Raw genomic sequence first — 21506 nt, 5'->3', positions numbered from 1 at the left:
GAGGCTATTCTACGTTCCCCGCGGTGGCGGATTCCTGCGCTGAGAGCTCCCGCAGCTCGTCCTCCTTCTGCTTGGCGTCCTTCACCAGGCGGTACCAGAGGAACACCGCGAAACCGGCGAAGATGATCCACTCGGCGGCGTAGAAGACGTTCAGCCAGTTGAGCTCCGTCTGCGCGATCGGCGGCGGCGAATAGATCTGCACGAGCCCCTCGGGTGCTCCCCGCTGCACGACGTACGAGGCGTAGACGTCCATGCCGTCCACGCCGGTCCACAGGTTGTAGAGCTGGCCGACGCCGAGGCTGGTCATGCCGGTCGGATCCTTCTCCTTGTCGTCCGGCAGCTGCGGCTGCTCGTCGGGGAGGATGCGCCCCACGATCGGTTGCGGGGTCGCCGGCTCCTCGGCGAGCCGCGCGATTGCGGCGCGCGCGGTCGGCTCGTCGGCCGCCCAGCCGCGCGCCACGGCGAGCGCCGCCTTACTGCCGTCCGGCCGCTCGACGTTCGCGTGCCCGACGACCCACCAGCCGCTGGCGCCCTTGTTGAGACGGCCGTGCAGCAGCTGGTAGTCCCCCGGCACGAAGGTGCCGGTGAACGAGACGAGCTGGCCGACGGCGACGTCGCGCAGCGGCGCCCCGGGGCCGGCGACCTTCGCGAGCGGCAGCACCGTCTCGGTCGGAGCCTCCACCGCTTTGCCCGACTCGACGGCGCGCTCGAGCTGCCACTGCCCGAGCCAGGCGAATCCGGCGGCGAGGAGCAGAGCGAAGACCAGCGCCGCGATCCAGCGCGGGCGCAGCATCATCTGGAAGAGGGTGGTGGGGCGGTCGGCCGCGGACCCTCCCGTGGTGGTGTCGATCGTCAGTCCCGTTCCCGTTCGCCGCTCATGTCCTGCTGCATGGCCTGCTCGACCATCCGGTCGACGGCCTGCCGCGTCTCGTCCACGCTCGCGTGCTCGCGCCGCGGGGCGGGCTCGGAGCCGGGATCGGCGGTCGCCGCCTCCACGAGCGCGATCTCCTCGTCGAGCATGGGATCGCGCGTCTTCTTCCTCTTCCGCCGGCGCTCCTTCTTCGGCCCGGACCGTAGGATCATCGCACCGATCTTCTCGGAGTTCGCTGCGAGGATCGGCCCCAGCACGGCCATGATCAGCACGTACAGCCCGGCGAACGGCTGGATGCGCTCATCCAGCCCCGCGGCGAGAGACAGCGTCGCGAGGATCAGCGCGAACTCGCCCCGGTTCTGCAGGATCACCGTCGTGTTGATGCCGGCCTGCACCCCCAGCCCGTTGATCCACGCCACGAACTGCCCGGCGGCGATGTTCAGCACGATGGTCAGGCCCACGGCGACCAGCACCGGGACGAGCACCGACGGGAACTGCGCGGGGTTGAGGGCGAGCCCGAAGTTGAGGAAGAAGAAGGCGGCGAAGACGTCCCGCAGCGGGATGGCGATCTGCTCGATCTTGTTGCGGTACTTCGTCGCCCCGAGCACGAGCCCGATCAGGAACGCGCCGATCGCATCCGTGACCCCGAGCAGCTCGCCGATGCCCGCGAACAGCACGGCGAACCCGAAGAACAGGATGGTGAAGAGCTCGTCGTCCTTCGTGCGGAACAGCCGCGAGACGAACCGGCCGCCGAAGCGGGCGATCGTGAACATCACGACCAGGAAGACGAAGGCGATCGTCAGCTTGCCCACCACCGGCCAGAAGTCGGTCTCACCGCTCAGCACCACGGAGACGATGGCGAGGTAGATCGCGATGAAGATGTCCTCGACGACGGTGACGCCCAGGATCATCGGCGTCTCGGTGTTGGCCAGGCGCCGCAGCTCGATGAGCAGCTTCGTGACGATCGCGGACGACGACGTGGCGGTCATCCCGGCGATGATGAGCGCCTCCCGGGTGCCCCAGCCGACCATGAAGCCGAAGACGAGGCCGACCCCCATGTTGATGAGGATGTACGACCCGCCGGAGACGATCAGCTTGCCGAAGTTGCCGAAGAACTCGTCCTGGTCGAACTCCAGCCCGAGATTGAACAGCAGCAGGATGAGCCCGAAGATCGCGATGAGCTCGATGTAGTCGCTGTCGAAGTTCAGCGGGAACCAGCCGGTGTGCGGGCTCGCCAGCAGACCGACGATCATGTAGATGGGGATCGCGGGGAGACCGACCAGCTTGCCGAGGCGGCCCAGCACGTACGCGACGAGCAGGAGCAGTCCGAGAACGATGAGGTCTTCGCCGAGATGCATCGTCGATCAGCCTCCGGGCGGAGCGTCGGCGGCGACCCGGGAGGCGACTTCGCCCGTGCGGAAGAACGAGAAGGCCTTGGCGACCTTCTCCGGTGTGCCCGCGACGACCAGGGTGTCGCCGGGGAAGACCTTGAAGTCGGGAGCGGGCGCCGGGTTCGCGGAGTCCCCGCGCACGACGGCGACGACGGTCAGACCGACGAAACCGCGGTCGCCCGGGGCGCCCAGCTGCTGTCCCGCGATGTGGTCGTCGTAGTCGACGGTGAACCAGTCGATGCTCAGGCCCGGGATCTGGTCGAGCGCCGTCAGCGTCTCGGTGATCTGCGTGCCGCCGAGCAGCTCGGCCAGGGTGTGCGCCTCGTCCTCGTTGAGCCGCAGCGAGACCTTGGTCACGTCGCTGCCGTCCTCGTGGTCCGAGAACGTGATGAGGTCGCTGTGACCGGACCGGTGCGCGATGACGCCGACCTTGCCGCCATCGTCGGTCACGAAGGTGTGCAGCACCCCCACCCCGGGGAGCTTGACCCGCCGAACGTCTACCATCATCCGTCTCCATCCACCGGGTTCGCCGGCATAAGGGGAGTGAGCCTCCAGTCTATCGAAGGCACGCGGACCCCCTCCGGCGTCGGCGCCAGACGCGACTGCGGCGTCCCGTCACGACTGCGGCGGGTCGAGCCCACGCAGTCGTTCCGGGACGCCGCAGTCGTTGGAGGCGACGCTCGGCGGAGCGGTCAGCCGTCCGTGGCGGGCGCGTCCTCCGCGCCGGCGCCCTGCACGTCCTTCGGCGCCTCGTCGGCGCTCGTCGGCGTCGGCCGGGCGGCCGCGCCGCGCTTCGCCGCCCCCGCGCCGGCCGCCGCGCCGGCCGCCGCTCCGCTCTTCGCCGCCGCGGCATCCACATCCACGATGTCCGGGGCCTCGAGCCGGATGCGGTCGGCCGACTCGTCGTCGGGCTGCAGCTGGCTCGAGCGCTCGGCCTCGACCCGCTTGAGGTACGTGCGCACCTCGCGCTCCTCGCGATCCTTGTCCCAGCCGAGCACGCGGGCCATCAGCGACGCGGCGACCGGCGCCGCCGAGACCCCGCGGTCCCAGGCCTCGATCGAGATGCGCGTGCGGCGGGCGAGCACGTCCTCGAGGTGCAGTGCGCCCTCGTGCGACGCGGCGTACACGACCTCGGCGCCGACGTAGTCGTCGGCTCCGGGCAGCGCCTCGGCCAGCGACGGGTCCTCGCGGATGAGCGCCAGGATGTCCTCGGCGAACGTCCCGTACCGGTTGAGCAGGTGCTCGACCCGGGCGACGTGCAGGCCCGACTCCTTCGCGATGCGCCCGCGCCGGTTCCACGCCGCCTGGTAGCCCTCGGCTCCGACCAGCGCGATGTCCATGGTGGTGGATGCGGGGATCTTGCCGTCGAGAGCGCTCACGGCCGAGTCGACCGCGTCCTTCGCCATCACACGGTACGTCGTCCACTTGCCGCCAGCGATGACGACGAGACCCGGGACCGAGTGCGCGACGAGGTGCTCTCGCGACAGCTTCGACGTCTGCTCGGACTCGCCGGCGAGCAGCGGCCGGAGGCCGGCGTACACGCCCTCGACATCCTCCCGAGTCAGCGGCACGTTGAGCACCTCGTTGACGTGCGCGAGCAGGTAGTCGATGTCCGCCGCGGTCGCCGCGGGGTGCGCCTTGTCGAGGTGCCAGTCGGTGTCCGTCGTGCCGATCAGCCAGTGGCGGCCCCACGGGATGACGAACAGCACGCTCTTCTCGGTGCGCAGCAGGAGGCCCATCGTCGACTGGAACCGGTCCCGCGGCACGACGAGGTGGATGCCCTTGGAGGCGCGGACTTTGAACTGGCCGCGCTCGCCCACCATCGACTGGGTGTCGTCCGTCCAGACGCCGGTCGCGTTGACGACCTGCTTCGCGCGGATGTCGAACCGCTCGTCCGTCTCGAGGTCGTGCGCCCGCACGCCGACGACGCGCTCCCCCACCTTGATGAAGCCTTCGACGCGCACCCGCGAGGCGACGTGCGCGCCGTAGTGGGCGGCCGTGCGGACCAGGTTCGCGACGTACCGGGCGTCATCCACCTGGGCGTCGTAGTAGGTGATGCCGCCGACCAGGGCGTCCTTGTTCATCGACGGGATGGCGTTGAGCACCTGCCGCTTGCTCAGGTGCCGATGGTGCGGGACCCCCGGGGGACGGCCTCCCGAGTACGAGAAGATGTCGTAGAGCATCATGCCGGCGCCGATGTAGAAGCGCTCCCACACCCGCTTGTGCAGCGGGTAGAGGAACCGCACCGGCTTCACCAGGTGCGGGGCGATGCGCTGCAGCAGCAGGCCGCGCTCGATCAGGGCCTCCCGGACCAGCCGGAAGTCGAGCTGCTCGAGGTAGCGGATGCCGCCGTGCACGAGCTTGGACGACCGGCTGGAGGTGCCGGACGCGAAGTCGCGCGCCTCCACCAGTCCGACGCTGAGTCCGCGCGTGGCCGCATCCACCGCCGAGCCGGCGCCGACGATGCCGCCGCCGACCACGAGGATGTCGAGCTCGGTGTCCTTCAGCGCCGCGATCGCGGCGGCCCGCTCGGCCGGGCCGAGCCGCGATGGGTATGTCACCGCCGGATTGGAGGCGGGGGTGGCGTGCCTGTTGCCGCCCGGAGCCGATTGCGTATCCGTCATCGTTCTCTCCCTCCCCGACCATCTTCGGCCGGCGTCAGTGCTACTGCGTCCGGTAGGGCGCGACCACGACCTCGACGCGCTGGAACTCCTTCAGGTCCGAGTATCCCGTCGTCGCCATGCTCCGGCGCAAGGCTCCCACCAGATTCGCAGAGCCCTCGGCGACCGGGGCCGGTCCGTAGAGGATCTCCTCGAGCGGCGCGACCTGGCCCACCGCGACGCGGTTGCCGCGCGGCAGCTGCGAGTGGTGCGCCTCGGCGCCCCAGTGCCAGCCGCCTCCCGGAGCATCGGTCGCACGGGCGAGGGTCGTGCCGAGCATGACCGCGTCCGCGCCGCAGGCGATCGCCTTGACGATGTCGCCCGAGCTGCCGAGGCCGCCGTCGGCGATCACGTGCACGTAGCGGCCGCCCGACTCGTCCATGTAGTCGCGCCGGGCTCCGGCGACGTCGGCCACGGCGGTTGCCATGGGCGCGTGGATGCCCAGGGTCGAGCGGGTGGTGGATGCGGCTCCCCCGCCGAAGCCGACGAGCACGCCGGCCGCACCGGTGCGCATCAGGTGCAGCGCCGCGGTGTAGGTGGCGGCGCCGCCGACGATCACGGGCACATCCAGCTCGTAGATGAACTTCTTGAGGTTGAGCGGCTCGACGTTCTTCGAGACGTGCTCGGCGGACACGGTGGTGCCGCGGATCACGAACAGGTCGACGCCCGCGTCGACCACGGTCTCGTAGAGCTCCTGCGTGCGCTGCGGCGACAGGGCGCCGGCGACCGTGACGCCGCCCTCGCGGATCTCGGCGAGACGGCGGGTGACCAGCTCCGGCTTGATCGGCTCGGAGTAGATCTCCTGCATGCGCGCGGTGGCCCGCTCGGCCGGGAGCTCGCGGATCTCGGCGAGCAGCGGCTCCGGGTCCTCGTACCGGGTCCACAGGCCTTCGAGGTCGAGCACCCCGAGGCCGCCCAGCTGGCCCATCATGATGGCGGTGGTCGGCGAGACGACGGAGTCCATCGGCGCCGCGATGAACGGGATGGCGAACTGGTACGCGTCGATCGTCCAGGAGACCGAGACGTCCTCCGGGTCACGGGTGCGGCGGCTGGGAACCACCGCGACGTCGTCGAAGGCGTACACACGGCGGGCGCGCTTGGCGCGCCCGATCTCGATCTCCATACTCACGCGCTTCAGTCTAGGCCGCCGGTCCCTCCGGGCCAGTGCGCGCGTCCGCGACCGCCGTCGGACGCGGCTCTAGGTCGGAGGGTCCCCGCGGTGGGATGGTGGGGTGGTGACCGTCGAAGCCGAACCACTCAGCCGCCTCCGCCAGCGCACCAGTGAGAAGTGGCGCGCCTACCCCGAGGACGTCCTCCCGCTGTTCGTCGCCGAGATGGACTACCCGCTCGCCCCGGCCGTCGCCGAGGCGCTGCATGCGGCGGTCGACCGCAACGACACCGGGTACATCGGTCCCGACGACCGCACCCAGCGGGCCTTCGCGCGGTTTGCGCGCGACCGCTGGGGCTGGGAGGTCGAACCGGCGCGCACCCGGACGACGACGGATGTCGGCGTGGTGATCGTCGAATCCCTCCGGATGCTCATCGAGCCGGGCGACCGCGTCGTCATCACACCGCCGGTCTACCCGCCCTTCTTCGACTTCATCCCGGAGGCCGGCGGCGTGGTCGAGGAGGTGTCGCTGCTGGAGGGCGGGGCCGACGGCCGCGGCTGGGCGCTCGACCTCGCCGGGCTGGAGCGCGCCTTCGCCGGGGGCGCGAAGGCGTTCCTGCTGTGCAACCCGCACAACCCGCTCGGGCTCGTCCACCCACGGGAGGAGCTGGAGGCCGTGGCCGCGCTGGCCGCGCGCCACGGCGTGTGGGTCGTGAGCGACGAGGTGCACGCGCCGCTGACGCACTCCGACGCGACGTTCACCCCGTTCCTGTCCGTCTCCGACGAAGCGCGGCGGGTGGGTATCGCGGCCCATGCGGCGAGCAAGGCGTGGAACCTCGCCGGACTGAAGTGCGCGCTTTTCGTGACGGCCTCGCGCGAGCAGTCGCAGCGCGTCCACGCGCTCCCGATCGAGGTGGAGGTGCGGACCAGCCAGTTCGGCCGCATCGCCACGGAAGCCGCCTACCGCTCGGCGCGCAGCTGGCTGGATGGCGCGCTGGAGGCGATCGAATCCAATCGCGCACTGCTCTCGCTGCTGCTCACCGACCGGCTGCCGCGCGTGCGCTACCGGGAGCCGCTGGCCGGCTACCTGGCGTGGCTCGACTTCCGCGAACTCGGCTGGGGCGACGACCCGGCCGCCCGCATCCTGAACGAGGCCCGCGTCGCCGTCAATCCCGGCGCCGACTTCGGGCGCCAGGGCGCCGGGTTCGTCCGGCTGAACTTCGCCTGCTCGCCGGAGGTGCTGACGGAGGCCGTCGACCGCATCGCCGAGCTGACCCGGAATTGACCCGGTCGCGACTGCTGCGTTTCGGAACGTCTGCGCCGGGGCGACCCGCCGCAGACGTTCCGAATGACCGCAGTCGTCGGATCAGCGACGGTAGTTCGGGGCCTCCACGACCATCTGCACGTCGTGGGGGTGCGACTCCTTGAGGCCGGCCGCGGTGATGCGCACGAACTTGCCGTTCTGCTTGAGCTCCGGGATGGTGCGCGCGCCGACGTAGAACATCGACTGCCGCAGGCCGCCGACGAGCTGGTACGCGACGGCGGAGAGCGGGCCGCGGAACGGCACCTGCCCCTCGATGCCCTCGGCGATCAGCTGCTCGTCGCTCGGCACGTCCGCCTGGAAGTAGCGGTCGCGCGAGTAGGAGGTCTTCTTGCCCCGGGTCTGGAGCGCGCCGAGCGAGCCCATGCCGCGGTAGTTCTTGAACTGCTTGCCGTTGACGAACACCAGCTCGCCCGGGGACTCGGAGGTCCCGGCGAGCAGCGAGCCCAGCATGACGCTGTCCGCGCCCGCGACCAGCGCCTTGGCGATGTCGCCGGAGTACTGGAGGCCGCCGTCGGCGATGAGCGGGACGTTCGCCTCGCGCGCCGCGAGCGACGCCTCGTACACGGCGGTCACCTGGGGCACGCCGACGCCCGCGACCACGCGCGTGGTGCAGATGGAGCCCGGGCCGACGCCGACCTTGATCGCGTCCGCACCGGCGTCGATGAGCGCCTGGGCGCCGGAGCGCGTCGCGACGTTGCCGCCGATCACGTCGACGTGCGACGCGCGCGGCTCGGCCTTGAGGCGGCGGATGATGTCGAGCACGCCCGCGCTGTCGCCGTTGGCGGTGTCCACGACGATGACGTCGACGCCCGCGTCGACCAGCGTCATGGCGCGGTCCCAGGCATCGCCGAAGAAGCCGATGGCGGCGCCGACGCGCAGCCGGCCCTCCTCGTCCTTCGTGGCGTCGGGGTACTTCTCGCTCTTGTCGAAGTCCTTGACCGTGATCAGTCCGCGCAGCTTGCCGTCGGCATCCACCAGCGGGAGCTTCTCGATCTTGTGCTCGGCGAAGATGGCGACCGCGGAGTCCGGGTCGATGCCGACCGGGGCGGTAATCAGGGGCTGACGGGTCATCACGTCGCGCACCTTGGTGGTCGACCGCTCGAACGGCGAGACGAAGCGCATGTCGCGGTTGGTGATGATGCCGACCAGGGTGCCGTCCGGCTCCACGACAGGGAGGCCGCTGACGCGGAACTGGCCGCACAGCGCGTCCACCTCTTCGACGGTCGCGTCCGGGGTGGTGGTCACCGGGTTGGTTATCATGCCCGACTCGGAACGCTTCACCTTGTCGACGTGGGCCGCCTGGTCCTCGATGGAGAGGTTGCGGTGGATGATGCCGATGCCGCCCTGGCGCGCCATGGCGACGGCCATCCGCGACTCGGTGACGGTGTCCATGGCGCTCGACAGCAACGGCGTCGCCATCGAGATCCGCTTGGTCAGGCGAGTGGAGGTGTCCGCCTCACTCGGGATGACGTCCGTGTGCCCGGGGAGCAGCATGACGTCGTCGTAGGTCAAACCGATGAATCCGAACGGATCCGCCTGGTCCATTTCACCCCTATCAAGATGCGCGACTGTGGATGCTCAATGGTAACGGCAGAAACTGGGCGGCTATTCCGCCGATCAGGGTCCGGGATCTGGTGGGTTTCAGTCGACCGGCGCGAGGTCGAGCTCGGCGGCGCGCTTGCCCTGACGCGCGGCGACGATCATGTCGATGCTGAGGATGATGAGCGCGAGCCACACGATCGCGAACCCGACCCAGCGCTCGGGCGGCATCGCCTCGTGCAGCACCGCGACGCCGACGATGAACTGGATGAACGGGGCGAAGTACTGGATGAAGCCCATGTAGACGAGCGGCAGGCGCCGGGAGGCCGCGGCGAAGAACAGCAGCGGCACGGCCGTGATCACTCCCGCTCCCGCGAGCAGGACCGTGTGCCAGGGACCGGCGGAGCCGATCGTGAGGCCGGCGGTGACGCCGACAACGACCAGCTGGATGACGGCGACCGGGGTCAGCCACATAGTCTCCAGGGTGAGGCCCGAAAGAGCATCCACCCGTCCGCCGACGCGCTTCTTGATGAGCCCGTAGAAGCCGAACGAGAACGCGAGGATGAGCGCGATCCACGGAACCGAGCCGTATCCGACGGCCAGGACGATGACCGCGACGACGCTCACGCCGACGGCGACCCACTGGGCGATCCGGAGGCGCTCGCGCTGGACGAGCACACCCAGGAACACGGTCACGATCGGGTTGATGAAGTACCCGAGCGCCGCCTCCACGACGTGGCCGCTGACCGTGGCGAGAACGTAGGTCTGCCAGTTCACGTAGATGAACGCGCCGGCGAGGCCCATCGTGAGGAGGACCCGCCCATCCCGCAGCAGCGCCGCGAACCGGCCCCACGACCGCGTGACGGTCAGCGCGATGGCGCAGAAGACCAGCGAGAAGATGACCCGCCACGCCACGATCTCCCACGCGCCGGCCGGGGCGAGCGCGAGGAAGTAGATCGGGAGGATGCCCCAGAGGACGTACGCGGAGACCGCGTACACCAGCCCGGAGGTGCGGTGCGAGGAGAGGTCGTCAGGCTGTGCCACTCGCACGACTCTACCGCCGCCCGCCGACACCGCCGCCCGCCTGCGCCGCCGGAGTGGTGACCTCCCGACATTCGTCACGAATCGTCGCTCACGCTGCGCTTGCGCGGTTATGCGGAACGCGACATTCGGCACGAATCGTGCCTCACATCCCGCCTCAGCCTGCATTCCGCACGAATCGTGGACCCGCTGTCGAGTGTCTGCACGCCGGCGGACCTGACATTCGGCACGAATGGAGCCTCACGTCCCGCCAGACCCTGCATTCGGCACGAATCCCGCACGCGGGACGGGTGCCTTCTCCGCCGAGGGACCTGACATTCGGCACGAATCGCGACTCACGTCGCGCCCTGAGCAGCATTCGGCACGAATCCCGCCGACACCGCCGCCCGCCGACACCGCCGCCCCCCGGCGCCGCCGCAGACATCACCGCAGAGACGACGACGGCCCGGCTGCTCAGAGCAGCCGGGCCGTCGGAAGAAGGGTGCGTCAGCGGACGACGACCGCGAGCACGTCGCGGGCCGAGAGGACCAGGTAATCCTCGCCGCCGAACTTGACCTCGGTGCCACCGTACTTGGAGTAGATGACCTTGTCGCCCACGGCGACGTCGAGGGGGACGCGGTTGCCGTTGTCGTCGATGCGGCCCGGGCCCACGGCGACGACCTCGCCCTCCTGCGGCTTCTCCTTGGCGGTGTCGGGGATGACCAGACCGGAAGCAGTGGTCTGCTCAGCCTCGACCTGCTTGATGACGATGCGATCCTCGAGCGGCTTGATGGAGACCGACACGTTGACCCCTTTCCTGTGAAGAACAGTGTCTCGACTAAGACTGATTAGCAAACTCGCAGTGAGAGTGCTAACACGAGTCTAGGGGGTGCGTTAGCAGTCCCGCAACGTGAGTGCCAGGGTAGCCTGGACGCCATGGAACGGTCCGAGCTGGTCGCACTGCTGAGCCCCGAGGGCCTGCGCCTGCTCGACTCGCTCCCGCCGTACCGCAGCGAGCGCGACGTGCTGCGGATCGTCTCCGACCTGCGCAAGCAGGGGCACTCCCCCGCCCTCGTGGCCGCCGTCCTGACGCAGTCGAAGCTGCGCCGCAAGGCCCAGGCCAAGTTCGGCGACTTCGCCGCGAGCATGCTCTTCACGGAGGCCGGCCTGGAGCAGGCGACCCGGCTGCCGGTCGCCGCGCGTCACGCCGGACGGTTCCGCGCCGCCGGGCTGCATCGCGTCGCCGACCTCGGCTGTGGGATCGGCGGCGACGCACTGGCCCTGGCCGCTCTCGAGCTCGAGGTGACCGCTGTGGAGGCCGACGAGGTCACCGCGGCGATCGCGTCCTTCAACCTCGCGCCGTTCCCGACGGCGACCGTCGAACACGGCCGGGCCGAGGATGTGGACCTGCGGACCGTCGACGGCGTGTTCCTCGACCCCGCCCGCCGCACCGCCGGGCACACCCAGACCGAGCGCCTCGTCGACCCCGACGACTACACTCCGTCGCTCGGTTTCGCGTACGAGCTGGCGACCGGCCGCTCGGTCGGACTGAAGCTCGGTCCCGGTTTCGACCGCGACCTCATCCCCTCGAACGCGGAAGCGCAGTGGGTGTCGGCGGACGGGCAGGTCGTCGAGCTGGGCCTCTGGTTCGGGGCGCTGGCCCGCCCGGGCATCCGGCGAGCCGCCCTCGTGCTCCGCGGCGACCAGGCGGACGAGCTGGTCGCGGACGCGGACAGCGAGGACGAGGAGACCGGCCCCCTCGGCGAGTACCTCTACGAACCGGACGGCGCCGTCATCCGCGCCCGCCTCATCGGCGACCTCGCCCGGCGCATCGACGGGCGGATGCTCTCCGAGCAGATCGCCTACATCACCGCCGACGCCCCCGTGGAGACGCCGTTCGCCGCCGGTTTCCGGGTCCTCGAGACCCTGCCGTACGGCGAGAAGGACCTGAAGCGCGCGCTGCGTCAGCGCGGCATCGGCACCCTGGAGATCAAGAAGCGCGGCGTGGATGTGGACCCCGCGGCACTGCGCCGTCGGCTCGCCCTCAACGGCGACCGCCCGGCCACCCTGATCCTCACCAGGGTGGCCGGGCGGCACACGGCTCTGCTCGCCGAGCGGCTCTGATCAGCCTCCGTAGTTGTTGCCGTAGGTGGCGAGGCTGGCGAAGATGATCGCGAGGAAGATCCAGTAGATGATCGCGATCGCGATGCTGACGAAACCGAGGATGATACCGGTCAGCCAGAAGCCGCGAGCCTGCGGCTCCTTGCGGCGGCCGATGAAGCCGAGGACGACCGCGGCGATTCCGAAGAGGAATCCGATGCCCCACGCGAGGTTGAGCACGATGCCGACGATGCCGCCGACGAGTGAGAGGATGCTCAGGATCGGCGACTTGGCGGCCGGCTGCCCGTAGGGCTGCGCGTAGCCCGGGGCGGGCTGACCGTACGCCGGCTGACCGTAACCCGGCTGGCCCGGCTGCTGGCCGTAGGGCTGCTGCCCGTACGGCTGCTGACCGTACGGCTGCTGGTAGCCCGGCGCGGGCGGCTGCTGGCCGTATCCCGGGGCCGGCGGCTGCTGGCCGTAGTCCGGCGCGGGCGGAGGCGGCGGCGGAACGGCGCCGGTGTCGCCCGCGGGCGGCTGGGGCGCGGCCGGCGGGACGGACCCGTTCTGCGCGTTCGGGTCCACCGGCTCGGCGGGGGTGTTCGGATCGGTCATGGGACCCATCTCCTTCAGTGGAAGTCGTCGTTCGGCGTTCCGCCCGGGAAGCTCCGCTTCCTGAGAGAACGCTGTATCAGGTCCATCGTGACAGGGTGCGCGCGGGGGTGTCAACGCACCACGTCAGCGGGTGACCTGAATCTCCGTCACCGGGAGCGTCGAGTCCGCCGAGAACGTCAGCTCGCTGGGCGCATGCCCGGCCAGGATGAGCTGCGCGCCGAGCGCCGCGATCATCGCGCCGTTGTCGGTGCACAGCGACAGGGCCGGGATGCGCAGCGCGACTCCCGCCTCCGCCGCGCGCTGCACGGCGAGCTGCCGCACCCGGGCGTTCGCGACGACCCCGCCGCCGAGCAGCAACCGGGGGACGCCGTGGTCGCGGCAGGCGGCCAGCGCCTTCGTGATCAGCACATCCACGACCGCCTCCCGGAAGGATGCGGCCACATCCGCGACGGGCACCTCCTCGCCGGCGTCCTGCCGCTGCTCGACCCAGCGGGCGACCGCCGTCTTGAGCCCCGAGAAGGAGAAGTCGTACCGGTGGTTCTCCAGGTCCTTCGGCCGCGTGAGACCCCGCGGGAAGCGGATGGCCGCCGGATCGCCGTCCGCGGCGACCCGGTCGATCTGCGGACCGCCCGGATACGGCAGGCCGAGCACCCGCGCGACCTTGTCGAACGCCTCGCCGGCGGCGTCGTCGATCGTCTCGCCGAGCAGCTCCACATCCGACACCAGGTCGCGCACCAGCAGCAGCGAGGTGTGGCCTCCGGAGACCAGCAGCGCGATCGTCGGGAGCTCGACGGGATGGCCGGGGCCGCCCGACGCATCCAGCAGGTCCGCGCCGACGTGGCCGACCAGGTGATTGACGGCGTACAGCGGCTTGCCCAGGGAGACGGCGAGCGCCTTCGCGGCGCCCACCCCGACCATCAGCGCGCCCGAGAGCCCCGGACCGCTCGTGACCGCGATCGCGTCCACGTCGGCCAGCTCGATGCCGGCGTCCGCGATCGCGGTGCGGAGCGTGGGCTCGAGCGCTTCGAGATGGGCGCGCGCCGCGACCTCGGGAACCACGCCGCCGTAGCGGGCGTGCTCCTCCATCGACGACGCGATCGTGTTCGCCAGCAGGGTCGTGCCCCGCACGATGCCGATGCCGGTCTCGTCGCACGAGGTCTCGATGCCGAGAACCAGGGGTCCGGAGTCCGTGGCTGCGATGGTCATGCGATCGTCGTCTCCGGGCTGGGGACGGTGAGGCGCATCACGATCGCATCCACGCCGTCCGGCTGGTAGTAGCGGGGCCGCACGCCGATCTCCTCGAAGCCGAGCGTGCGGTAGAGCGTCTGCGCGCCGGGGTTGTCGGCGCGCACTTCGAGGAAGACCTCGCGCGCTCCGCGTCGCCGGGCCTCCCCGATCAGGGCGAGCATGAGCGTGCGCCCGAGGCCGCGACGGCGCGCGTGCGGCGCGACGGCGATGGTCTGGATGTCGCCCTCACCGGCCCCGCGCGGCGCCAGCAGGCCGGCGTAGCCGTCGATGCGGTCGGGCGCTCCGGGCTCGAAGGCGACGAGGTAGTAGCCGTGCTCACCGGTGACCTCGGAGAGCATCGAGCGCTCCGACCAGGCGTCGGTGACGAACACCGAGCGCTCCAGCTCCATGATCGCCGGGACGTCGTCGCGGGATGCGCGGCGCAGCTCGTAGGCGACGTGCGCGTTCGCTGCCGGCTCGGCCGTCATGCGGTCACCCGCTTCGGGCCGGCGGAGAGCGTCACGTCGGGCGAGCGGAGGTACAGCGCCTCGTCCGGATCCATCGGTAGTCCGTTCGCGTAGCGCAGCTCGGCGAGCATCCCGAGGCGCCCTGCGGGCACCACCTCCGCGTCGAACCGCTCGATGCCCGGGTGCGGGAGGTCGTCCGGCTTCGCGAGTCCCGGCCCGTCCAGCCGCACCGGCAGGCCGTGGTCGCCGGCGCCGGAGTAGGCGGTCCAGTAGCGCTCGCGGCGCCGTGCATCCGTCACCACCAGCAGCGGTCCCGTGTGCCCGGCGGCGTAGCGCTCGTACGCCACGGCGTCGTGGCTGACCACCGGGACGAGCGGACGGCCGATGCCGATCGCGAAGGCCTTCGCAGCCGCGATCCCGACGCGCAGCCCGGTGAACGGGCCGGGGCCCATGCCGGCGACCACACCGGAGAGCGCGCGCAGCTCGATGCCGGCGACGGTGAGCGCCTCGTCGATCAGTGTGCCGATCACCTCGGCGTGGCGCATGGTGTCGGTCTCGATCACCTCGGAGAGCACTCCGGCGTCCCGGTCGACGACCGCCACACTGGTGCCGGCCGACGTGTCGATGGCGAGAAGCATGCGTCCAGCCTATGCGGGATCGACGACGTCCGGCCCCTGAGCCCACCGCGGTCCGAAGCCCGTGATGGTCACTGTGCGCGGCTCATCCACCTCGTCGACGTCGGCCTGGTCGTCCGAGACCGCGTCGCCGCTCTCATCGGCGCCGGTCGGTCGCTCGATCGCGACCTCCAGCCACGATTCGGCGACGCCGTCGAGCATCCCGGCGCCCCACTCCACCACGACGACGGAGCGGGCGAAGTCGATGTCGAGGTCGTCCAGTTCCAGCGCGCTCGACAGGCGGTACGCATCCACGTGGACGAGCGGCGTCCCGCCGGACAGGCTGGGATGCGTGCGCGCGAGCACGAAGGTCGGGCTCGTCACCGGCCCCCGCACGTCGAGCCCCTCCCCGATGCCACGGGTCAGCGTCGTCTTGCCCGCACCGAGCGGCCCGGACAGCACGATCAGGTCGCCCGCACGCAGCCGAAGGGCGAGCTCCCGGCCCAGCTGGTGCATCTCCTCCGCGGTCGCGACGCGACGCACGGTGGGAGCGTGGGATGCGGTGCTCATCGCTCACCTCCGAGGAAGGTGCGGGTCAGCCTCCCGCCGAGCCGCGTGACGATCTCGTAGTTGATCGTGCCGGCGGCCTCCGCCCAGTCATCGGCGCTCGGGACACCCGTCGCCGGATCGCCGAACAGCACGACCTCGTCGCCGACCTGCACGTCGAGATCGCCGACATCCACCACGAACTGGTCCATGGCGACGCGACCACTCACCCGGAACGTCTGGCCGCCGATCGACACGGGCGCCCGGTTGGAGGCGTGTCGCGGGATGCCCTCGGCGTACCCGAGCGGGACCAGCGCCAGCGTCGTCTCCCCGGAGGTGCGGTACGTGTAGTCGTACGACACGCCCTTGCCCGCGGGGACCCGGCGCACGGCGGCCACCCGGCCGCGCACCGTCATCGCGGGGCGGAGTCCCAGTTCGGCGGCCGAGCCGCCGAACGGCGAGAGACCGTAGACGGCGATGCCGAGACGCACCAGGTCGTACCGCGCCTCGGGCAGTGACAGGGCCGCGGCGCTCGCGGCGATGTGCCGGAGCTCGGGCGTCAGACCGGCCGCGGCCGCGCGCGCGAGCGCCCGCTCGAAGAGCGCGATGGCCGCCCGGTCGTCCTCGGGCGAGGCGTTCGACAGGTGCGAGAAGATGCCGCGCACGACGATGGCACCCTGCGTCTCCAGCTCACGAGCCCGGGCGAACGCCGCATCCCAGTCCTCCTCGGCGAGCCCGTTGCGGCTCAGACCGGTCTCGACCTTGAGCTGCACGAAGACCGGCGCCGACCCGTCGCCCGCCGCGGCGGCGGCCTCGAGCTGACTGCGCGACGAGAGCCCCAGATCCAGTCCGGCCGCTGCGGCTGCGGCGAAGTCCTCATCCGGATCGTGCAACCACGCGAGCACGGGCGCGGTGATCCCGGCCTCCCGCAGCGCGAGCCCCTCGGCGATCTCGGCGACGCCCAGCCAGTCCGCTCCCCCGGCCAGCGCCGCGCGGGCGCACTCGACCGCGCCGTGACCGTACGCATCCGCCTTGACGACCGCCATCACGTGCGGCGTGCCCACCAGCTCCCGCAGGCGGGCGACGTTGCCGGCCACCGCATCCAGGTCGACGACACGCTCGCGGAACGCCGCGCTCACGGCGCGCACTCCGTCACGACGAACGCGGTCGCGATCCCGGCGTCGTGCGACATCGACACGTGGATGCGCGTGATGCCGCGCTCGCGCACCTGCGCCTCGACCACGTTGTGCAGCACGAAACCGGGGTTCCTCTCCTCGTCCGGGACGATCTCCATGTCGTGCCAGCGCACGCCCTCGGAGCCGCCGAGCGCCTTGATGAGCGCCTCCTTCGCCGCGAACCGCGCGGCGAGGGAGTGAACGGGAAGCGGGCGCTCCGCCTCCGTGAACAGCCGCTCGCGCAGCTTCGGGGTGCGCGCGATGGACCGCTCGAAGCGGGCCAGATCGACGACGTCGACCCCGATGCCGGCGATCACGGCATCACTCCACGGTGACGGACTTGGCCAGGTTGCGCGGCTGGTCCACGTCGAGGCCCTTGGCCGCCGAGAGCTCCATCGCGAAGATCTGCAGCGGCACGACCGCGAGCAGCGGCTCGAAGAGCGGCGCGGCGAGCGGGATGCGGATGACCTCGTCGGCGAACGGGAGCACCGCCGCATCCCCGGCCTCGGCGATCGCGATGACGCGGGCGCCGCGGGCGCGGATCTCCTGGATGTTCGACACGACCTTCTTGTGCAGCTCGTCCGACCAGCGCGGGCTCGGAACCACGACGAAGACGGGCTGGCCCGGCTCGATCAGCGCGATCGGCCCGTGCTTGAGCTCGCCGGCCGCGAAGCCCTCGGCGTGGATGTACGCGAGCTCCTTGAGCTTCAGCGCACCCTCCAGGGCGATCGGGTAGCCGACGTGGCGGCCGAGGAAGAGCACGGAACGGGTGTCCGACATCCACTTGGCCAGCTGGGCGATCTCGCCGTGCGACTCGAGCACGGTCGCGATCTTCTCGGGCACCGACTGCAGCTCGGCGATCGCGTCGCGCTGCTGCGCGGCGGACAGGGTGCCGCGTACTCGGGAGAGGTGCAGGCCGAAGAGGTAGAGCGCCGTGATCTGGGCGACGAACGCCTTCGTCGAGGCGACCGCGACCTCCGGGCCGGCGTGCGTGTAGAGCGCCGCATCGGACTCGCGCGGGATGGTCGCCCCCTGCGTGTTGCAGACCGAGATCGCCTTGGCGCCGGCCTCGCGGGCGTACTTGACGGCCATCAGCGTGTCCATCGTCTCGCCCGACTGGCTGATGGAGATGACGAGCGTGCCGTCCGTGAGCACCGGCTCGCGGTACCGGAACTCGTGGCTGAGCTCGACGGTGACGGGCACGCGGGCCCACTTCTCGATGGCGTAGCTGCCGACCAGGCCGGCGTACGCGGCCGTGCCGCAGGCGATGATCGTGATGCGGTCGATGCCCGCGAAGTACTCGTCGCCCAGCGCATCCAGCTCGGGGATGTGCACCGTCTCGCCGGCCAGGCGGCCGCGCAGCGTGTTCGCCACCGCGTCCGGCTCCTCGGCGATCTCCTTCGCCATGAACGACGACCAGCCGCCCTTCTCGGCGGCGGACGCGTCCCAGGCGACCTCGAACGGCTCGACCTCGACCGGCGCGCCGACGAAGTCGGTGACGGTCACGCTGTCCGGGGTGATGGTGACGATCTGGTCCTGGCCGATGGCCATCGCGCGGCGGGTGTGCTCGACGAACGCGGCGACATCCGAGCCGAGGAAGTTCTCGCCGTCGCCCAGCCCGATCACGAGCGGGGAGTTGCGGCGCGCGCCGACGACGACGTGCGGCTGGTCCTGGTGCATCGCCAGCAGCGTGAAGGCGCCCTCCAGGCGCGACACGACGGCCTGGAACGCCTGCGGCAGGTCGCCGGTGCGGTGGTACTCGCGACCGAGGAGCACAGCGGCGACCTCGGTGTCGGTCTCGGACTCGAAGGCGAATCCGTCGGCGAGGAGCTCGTCCTTCAGCGTGGCGAAGTTCTCGATGATCCCGTTGTGGATGACCGCGAGGCGGCCCTCGTCCCCCAGGTGCGGGTGCGCGTTCACGTCGGTCGGGCCGCCGTGCGTCGCCCAGCGGGTGTGGCCGATGCCGGTCTGACCGTTCGGGATGGGATTGTGCTTCAGCTCGTCGGTCAGCACCGACAGCTTCCCGGCCTTCTTGGCGGTGCCCAGGGCACCGTCCGGACCGATGACGGCGATGCCGGCCGAGTCGTATCCGCGGTATTCCAGCCGCTTCAGACCGCCGAGGAGCACCTCGAGGCTCTTGTCGGTACCGACGTACCCCACGATTCCACACATGCACCCGAGTCTATCGTGGGCGCGGATGAAGCCCCGCTGGGAGGCCACCCCTAGACTGGGTGCCCTATGCTTCCGAACGGTGACTCCTCCACCCCCTTCGTCGAGCTGAGCCGGAGCGACTGGGCCGAGCTGGCGCAGAACACGCGCCTCCCGCTGCTGGAGACCGAGATCGTGCAGTTGCGGGGTCTCGGCGATCCGCTCGACATGCGCGAGGTGGAAGAGGTCTACCTGCCGCTGAGCCGTCTGCTCAACCTCTACGTGGGCGGCGCCAAGCAGCTGCACCGGGTGACGAGCGACTTCCTCGGGGAGCGCGCGGCGAGCACGCCGTTCGTGATCGGCGTCGCCGGGTCCGTCGCCGTGGGCAAGTCGACCATCGCGCGCCTCCTCCGTGAGCTGCTGTCGCGCTGGGACGACACCCCCCGCGTCGAGCTCGTCACCACGGACGGCTTCCTGCTTCCCAACGCCGAACTCGAGCGGCGCGGCCTCATGGAGCGCAAGGGCTTCCCCGAGTCGTACGACCGCAAGGCGCTGCTGCGCTTCGTCACCGCCATCAAGAGCGGCGCCCCCGAGGTGCGCGCTCCGTTCTACTCCCATCTCAGTTACGACATCGTGCCGGACGCGGAGATCGTGGTCCGCCGTCCCGACGTGCTGATCGTCGAGGGCCTCAACGTGCTGCAGCCAGCGGGCGGCGGCAACCGGCTGGCCGTGAGCGACCTGTTCGACTTCAGCGTCTACGTGGATGCGCGCACCCGCGACATCGCCCGCTGGTACGAGGAGCGGTTCCTCAAGCTGCAGCGAGGCGCCTTCGCCAACCCGAAGTCGTACTTCCACCGCTACGCGTCGCTCACCGAGGAGCAGGCGCGGGCCCGGGCCGCCGCGATCTGGTCGAGCATCAACGAGCCGAACCTCGTGCAGAACATCCGGCCCACCCGCTCGCGCGCCAAGCTGGTGCTGCGCAAGGACGAGGACCACGCCGTCAGCTCGGTCCTGCTCCGCAAGCTGTAGGGCATTCAGACCTCACGTCCAGATGCGGGAGGCCGTCAAGCTCTGGCCCGGGATGCACACATCCCGTAGGCATGAGGCATGCCAACTCCACGCTCCCGCGCCGCCGAAGTGTTCGGCCGTCGCGTGCGCGAGGCGCGCATCGCCCTCGGCATGAGCCAGGAGGACATCGCCGGGCTGGCTGACATGCACGTCACCAACTACGGCCGCGTCGAGCGCGGCGAGGCGAACTCCGAGCTGCACACGATCGTCCGTCTCGCGACCGCGCTGAACGTGGATCCGGCCGAACTGATGAGCGGCCTGTACGGCGCCGACATGCTGCCGGATCGTTCGCGCGCCTACTCGGTCGCCGACTTCATCGCCGCCCGGCGGGCGCAGGAGTCGCGCTAGGCGCTCACCGCGAGCGTCCCTCAGAGGGAGAGGCGCTCCCGCACGACGTCGGCCAGCTCGGCGGCGAGGCGCTCCGCGGTCTCCTGATCGGCCGCCTCCACCATCACGCGCACCAGCGGCTCGGTCCCGGAAGGACGGAGCAGCACGCGACCGGTGTCGCCCAGGGCGCTCTCCGCGGTCTGCACAGCCGTGCGCAGGAGTTCGTCGGTGTGGACGCCGTGATGGTCGACGTTCTTCACGTTGATCATCACCTGCGGGTAGACGGTCATCACGCTGGCCAGCTCGGCGAGCGACTTCTTCTGGCGCGCCATCTCGCTGAGGAGATGGAGCCCGGTGAGGATGCCGTCGCCGGTGGTCGCGAACTCGCGCATGATGACGTGGCCGGACTGCTCTCCGCCGAGGGAGAAGTCGTGCTCGTTCATCTCCTCGAGCACGTACCGGTCGCCGACCGCGGTCTCAACCACTCGGATGCCGTGCTCGCGCATGGCCAGCTTGAGGCCGAGGTTGCTCATCACCGTGGCGACCAGCGTGTCCTCGTGCAGCTTGCCGCGCTCCTTCATACCGACCGCGAGGATCGCCATGATCTGGTCGCCGTCGACCACGTTGCCGTTCGCGTCGATCGCGAGGCAGCGGTCCGCGTCGCCGTCGTGGGCGATGCCGACGTCGGCGCCGGCGGCGAGCACGGCCTCCGCGAGCTTGTCGAGGTGGGTGGAGCCGACCCCGTCGTTGATGTTCATGCCGTCCGGGGAGTCGCCGATCACGGTGACCCGGGCGCCGGCGTCGGTGAACACCTCCGGCGAGATGCCGGCGGCCGCGCCGTGGGCGCAGTCGAGCACGACGTGGATGCCGTCGAGGCGGTGCGGCAGGCTGGCCAGCAGGTGGACGACGTAGCGGTCCTCCGCGTCGGCGAAGCGCCGGATGCGGCCGACCGCCGCGCCGGTGGGCGTCAGCTTGTCGAGGTCGAGGTGCTGCTCGATGCGGTCCTCGACGATGTCCGGGAGCTTGGTGCCTCCACGGGCGAAGATCTTGATGCCGTTGTCGGGCGCCGGGTTGTGCGACGCCGACACCATCACACCGAAGTCCGCGTCGAAGTCGGCGATGAGGAACGCCGCGGCGGGTGTGGGGATGACTCCCGCGTCGTACACGTCGATGCCGGAGCTGGCGAGCCCGGCCGCGACGGCGGCGGAGAGGAACTCGCCCGAGACGCGGGGGTCGCGGGCGACGATCGCCGAGGGGCGCTTGCCGGCGGCGCGGCGCGCCTCGGCGCTTCGGCCTTGCGTCAGTACAG

Annotated in this window: 21 protein-coding genes; 4 read left to right on the top strand and 17 right to left on the bottom strand. The window is 70.8% G+C overall.

Going from position 1 to position 21506, the window contains the following annotated elements; translation table 11 throughout:
• Window positions 1-4: 4 nt before the first annotated feature.
• The 5 genes from ACTJI1_RS02920 to ACTJI1_RS02900 all read right to left on the bottom strand — a co-directional run bounded on the left by ACTJI1_RS02920 (window position 5) and on the right by ACTJI1_RS02900 (window position 6045).
• Window positions 5-796 (bottom strand): SURF1 family protein, encoded by a 792-nt coding sequence (locus ACTJI1_RS02920; RefSeq protein ID WP_440741477.1) that lies wholly within the window; start codon window positions 794-796, stop codon window positions 5-7.
• Window positions 797-852: 56 nt separating this feature from the next.
• Window positions 853-2229 (bottom strand): cation:proton antiporter, encoded by a 1377-nt coding sequence (locus ACTJI1_RS02915; RefSeq protein ID WP_440741476.1) that lies wholly within the window; start codon window positions 2227-2229, stop codon window positions 853-855.
• Between the two features lie 6 nt (window positions 2230-2235).
• Complete coding sequence (locus ACTJI1_RS02910; protein ID WP_310130881.1) at window positions 2236-2769, bottom strand: cation:proton antiporter regulatory subunit; 534 nt, start codon at window positions 2767-2769, stop codon at window positions 2236-2238.
• A gap of 185 nt (window positions 2770-2954) precedes the next feature.
• The gene (locus ACTJI1_RS02905) at window positions 2955-4823 is read right to left on the bottom strand and encodes a glycerol-3-phosphate dehydrogenase/oxidase (RefSeq protein ID WP_440741475.1); all 1869 of its coding nucleotides are present in this window, start codon (window positions 4821-4823) and stop codon (window positions 2955-2957) included.
• Window positions 4824-4926: 103 nt separating this feature from the next.
• A complete protein-coding gene (locus ACTJI1_RS02900; RefSeq protein ID WP_310134991.1) occupies window positions 4927-6045 on the bottom strand; it encodes a GuaB3 family IMP dehydrogenase-related protein in 1119 nt (372 codons plus the stop codon).
• A gap of 112 nt (window positions 6046-6157) precedes the next feature.
• Between ACTJI1_RS02900 and ACTJI1_RS02895 the strand changes: the two genes are divergently transcribed.
• The gene (locus tag ACTJI1_RS02895) at window positions 6158-7315 is read left to right on the top strand and encodes a MalY/PatB family protein (protein ID WP_440742169.1); all 1158 of its coding nucleotides are present in this window, start codon (window positions 6158-6160) and stop codon (window positions 7313-7315) included.
• Between the two features lie 81 nt (window positions 7316-7396).
• Here the strand turns inward: ACTJI1_RS02895 and guaB are convergent, their stop codons facing one another.
• From guaB to groES, 3 genes are all read right to left on the bottom strand, one after another.
• Window positions 7397-8899, bottom strand: a complete 1503-nt coding sequence (gene guaB, locus ACTJI1_RS02890; RefSeq protein WP_440741474.1) for an IMP dehydrogenase — start codon at window positions 8897-8899, stop codon at window positions 7397-7399.
• 96 nt (window positions 8900-8995) lie between these two features.
• A complete protein-coding gene (gene rarD / locus ACTJI1_RS02885) occupies window positions 8996-9937 on the bottom strand; it encodes an EamA family transporter RarD (protein ID WP_440741473.1) in 942 nt (313 codons plus the stop codon).
• Between the two features lie 483 nt (window positions 9938-10420).
• Window positions 10421-10717 carry a co-chaperone GroES gene (gene groES / locus ACTJI1_RS02880; protein WP_055894868.1) on the bottom strand — a complete coding sequence of 99 codons (297 nt, stop codon included), beginning with the start codon at window positions 10715-10717 and terminating at the stop codon, window positions 10421-10423.
• Between the two features lie 132 nt (window positions 10718-10849).
• Between groES and ACTJI1_RS02875 the strand changes: the two genes are divergently transcribed.
• A complete protein-coding gene (locus tag ACTJI1_RS02875; RefSeq protein ID WP_310130888.1) occupies window positions 10850-12037 on the top strand; it encodes a class I SAM-dependent methyltransferase in 1188 nt (395 codons plus the stop codon).
• Here ACTJI1_RS02875 and ACTJI1_RS02870 read toward each other — a convergent pair whose 3' ends face one another.
• The 8 genes from ACTJI1_RS02870 to glmS form a co-directional block, all read right to left on the bottom strand.
• On the bottom strand, window positions 12038-12625 hold the full coding sequence (locus ACTJI1_RS02870) for a DUF4190 domain-containing protein (protein ID WP_310130890.1): 588 nt from the start codon (window positions 12623-12625) through the stop codon (window positions 12038-12040).
• Window positions 12626-12748: 123 nt separating this feature from the next.
• The gene (gene tsaD / locus ACTJI1_RS02865) at window positions 12749-13831 is read right to left on the bottom strand and encodes a tRNA (adenosine(37)-N6)-threonylcarbamoyltransferase complex transferase subunit TsaD (protein ID WP_440741472.1); all 1083 of its coding nucleotides are present in this window, start codon (window positions 13829-13831) and stop codon (window positions 12749-12751) included.
• Window positions 13828-14340: a ribosomal protein S18-alanine N-acetyltransferase gene (gene rimI / locus ACTJI1_RS02860; RefSeq protein WP_440741471.1), complete on the bottom strand. Its 513-nt coding sequence runs from the start codon at window positions 14338-14340 to the stop codon at window positions 13828-13830. Before rimI ends, tsaD begins: the two co-directional genes overlap by 4 nt.
• Window positions 14337-14957: a tRNA (adenosine(37)-N6)-threonylcarbamoyltransferase complex dimerization subunit type 1 TsaB gene (gene tsaB, locus ACTJI1_RS02855; protein ID WP_440741470.1), complete on the bottom strand. Its 621-nt coding sequence runs from the start codon at window positions 14955-14957 to the stop codon at window positions 14337-14339. The genes rimI and tsaB overlap by 4 nt, the downstream gene beginning before the upstream one ends.
• Before the next feature lie 9 nt (window positions 14958-14966).
• The gene (gene tsaE, locus ACTJI1_RS02850; RefSeq protein WP_440741469.1) at window positions 14967-15503 is read right to left on the bottom strand and encodes a tRNA (adenosine(37)-N6)-threonylcarbamoyltransferase complex ATPase subunit type 1 TsaE; all 537 of its coding nucleotides are present in this window, start codon (window positions 15501-15503) and stop codon (window positions 14967-14969) included.
• Window positions 15500-16627 carry an alanine racemase gene (alr, locus tag ACTJI1_RS02845; protein ID WP_440741468.1) on the bottom strand — a complete coding sequence of 376 codons (1128 nt, stop codon included), beginning with the start codon at window positions 16625-16627 and terminating at the stop codon, window positions 15500-15502. The genes tsaE and alr overlap by 4 nt, the downstream gene beginning before the upstream one ends.
• Window positions 16615-16971 (bottom strand): holo-ACP synthase, encoded by a 357-nt coding sequence (locus ACTJI1_RS02840; protein WP_440741467.1) that lies wholly within the window; start codon window positions 16969-16971, stop codon window positions 16615-16617. Before ACTJI1_RS02840 ends, alr begins: the two co-directional genes overlap by 13 nt.
• A 4-nt stretch (window positions 16972-16975) precedes the next feature.
• The gene (gene glmS, locus ACTJI1_RS02835; protein ID WP_440741466.1) at window positions 16976-18826 is read right to left on the bottom strand and encodes a glutamine--fructose-6-phosphate transaminase (isomerizing); all 1851 of its coding nucleotides are present in this window, start codon (window positions 18824-18826) and stop codon (window positions 16976-16978) included.
• A gap of 66 nt (window positions 18827-18892) precedes the next feature.
• Between glmS and coaA the strand changes: the two genes are divergently transcribed.
• Window positions 18893-19831 carry a type I pantothenate kinase gene (gene coaA / locus ACTJI1_RS02830; RefSeq protein ID WP_440741465.1) on the top strand — a complete coding sequence of 313 codons (939 nt, stop codon included), beginning with the start codon at window positions 18893-18895 and terminating at the stop codon, window positions 19829-19831.
• Between the two features lie 78 nt (window positions 19832-19909).
• On the top strand, window positions 19910-20218 hold the full coding sequence (locus ACTJI1_RS02825; RefSeq protein ID WP_310130907.1) for a helix-turn-helix domain-containing protein: 309 nt from the start codon (window positions 19910-19912) through the stop codon (window positions 20216-20218).
• 20 nt (window positions 20219-20238) lie between these two features.
• Here ACTJI1_RS02825 and glmM read toward each other — a convergent pair.
• Window positions 20239-21506: phosphoglucosamine mutase (glmM, locus tag ACTJI1_RS02820; protein ID WP_440741464.1), on the bottom strand; the 1268-nt coding region annotated here is incomplete at its 5' end.

The sequence above is a fragment of the Leifsonia sp. 22587 genome (assembly GCF_052044215.1).
In the GTDB taxonomy this organism is placed as follows: Bacteria; Actinomycetota; Actinomycetes; order Actinomycetales; family Microbacteriaceae; genus Leifsonia; species Leifsonia shinshuensis_C.
This window is presented reverse-complemented; position numbering and strand designations above follow the sequence as displayed.

What these genes read in the sequence shown, in the direction of transcription:
- ACTJI1_RS02920 (WP_440741477.1), bottom strand. Translation starts at nt 796, where the DNA reads ATGATGCTGCGCCCGCGCTGGATCGCGGCGCTGGTCTTCGCTCTGCTC.
- ACTJI1_RS02915 (WP_440741476.1), bottom strand. Translation starts at nt 2,229, where the DNA reads ATGCATCTCGGCGAAGACCTCATCGTTCTCGGACTGCTCCTGCTCGTC.
- ACTJI1_RS02910 (WP_310130881.1), bottom strand. Translation starts at nt 2,769, where the DNA reads ATGATGGTAGACGTTCGGCGGGTCAAGCTCCCCGGGGTGGGGGTGCTG.
- ACTJI1_RS02900 (WP_310134991.1), bottom strand. Translation starts at nt 6,045, where the DNA reads ATGGAGATCGAGATCGGGCGCGCCAAGCGCGCCCGCCGTGTGTACGCC.
- guaB (WP_440741474.1), bottom strand. Translation starts at nt 8,899, where the DNA reads ATGGACCAGGCGGATCCGTTCGGATTCATCGGTTTGACCTACGACGAC.
- ACTJI1_RS02875 (WP_310130888.1), top strand. Translation starts at nt 10,850, where the DNA reads ATGGAACGGTCCGAGCTGGTCGCACTGCTGAGCCCCGAGGGCCTGCGC.
- ACTJI1_RS02870 (WP_310130890.1), bottom strand. Translation starts at nt 12,625, where the DNA reads ATGACCGATCCGAACACCCCCGCCGAGCCGGTGGACCCGAACGCGCAG.
- tsaD (WP_440741472.1), bottom strand. Translation starts at nt 13,831, where the DNA reads ATGACCATCGCAGCCACGGACTCCGGACCCCTGGTTCTCGGCATCGAG.
- rimI (WP_440741471.1), bottom strand. Translation starts at nt 14,340, where the DNA reads ATGACGGCCGAGCCGGCAGCGAACGCGCACGTCGCCTACGAGCTGCGC.
- tsaB (WP_440741470.1), bottom strand. Translation starts at nt 14,957, where the DNA reads ATGCTTCTCGCCATCGACACGTCGGCCGGCACCAGTGTGGCGGTCGTC.
- tsaE (WP_440741469.1), bottom strand. Translation starts at nt 15,503, where the DNA reads ATGAGCACCGCATCCCACGCTCCCACCGTGCGTCGCGTCGCGACCGCG.
- glmS (WP_440741466.1), bottom strand. Translation starts at nt 18,826, where the DNA reads ATGTGTGGAATCGTGGGGTACGTCGGTACCGACAAGAGCCTCGAGGTG.
- coaA (WP_440741465.1), top strand. Translation starts at nt 18,893, where the DNA reads ATGCTTCCGAACGGTGACTCCTCCACCCCCTTCGTCGAGCTGAGCCGG.
- ACTJI1_RS02825 (WP_310130907.1), top strand. Translation starts at nt 19,910, where the DNA reads ATGCCAACTCCACGCTCCCGCGCCGCCGAAGTGTTCGGCCGTCGCGTG.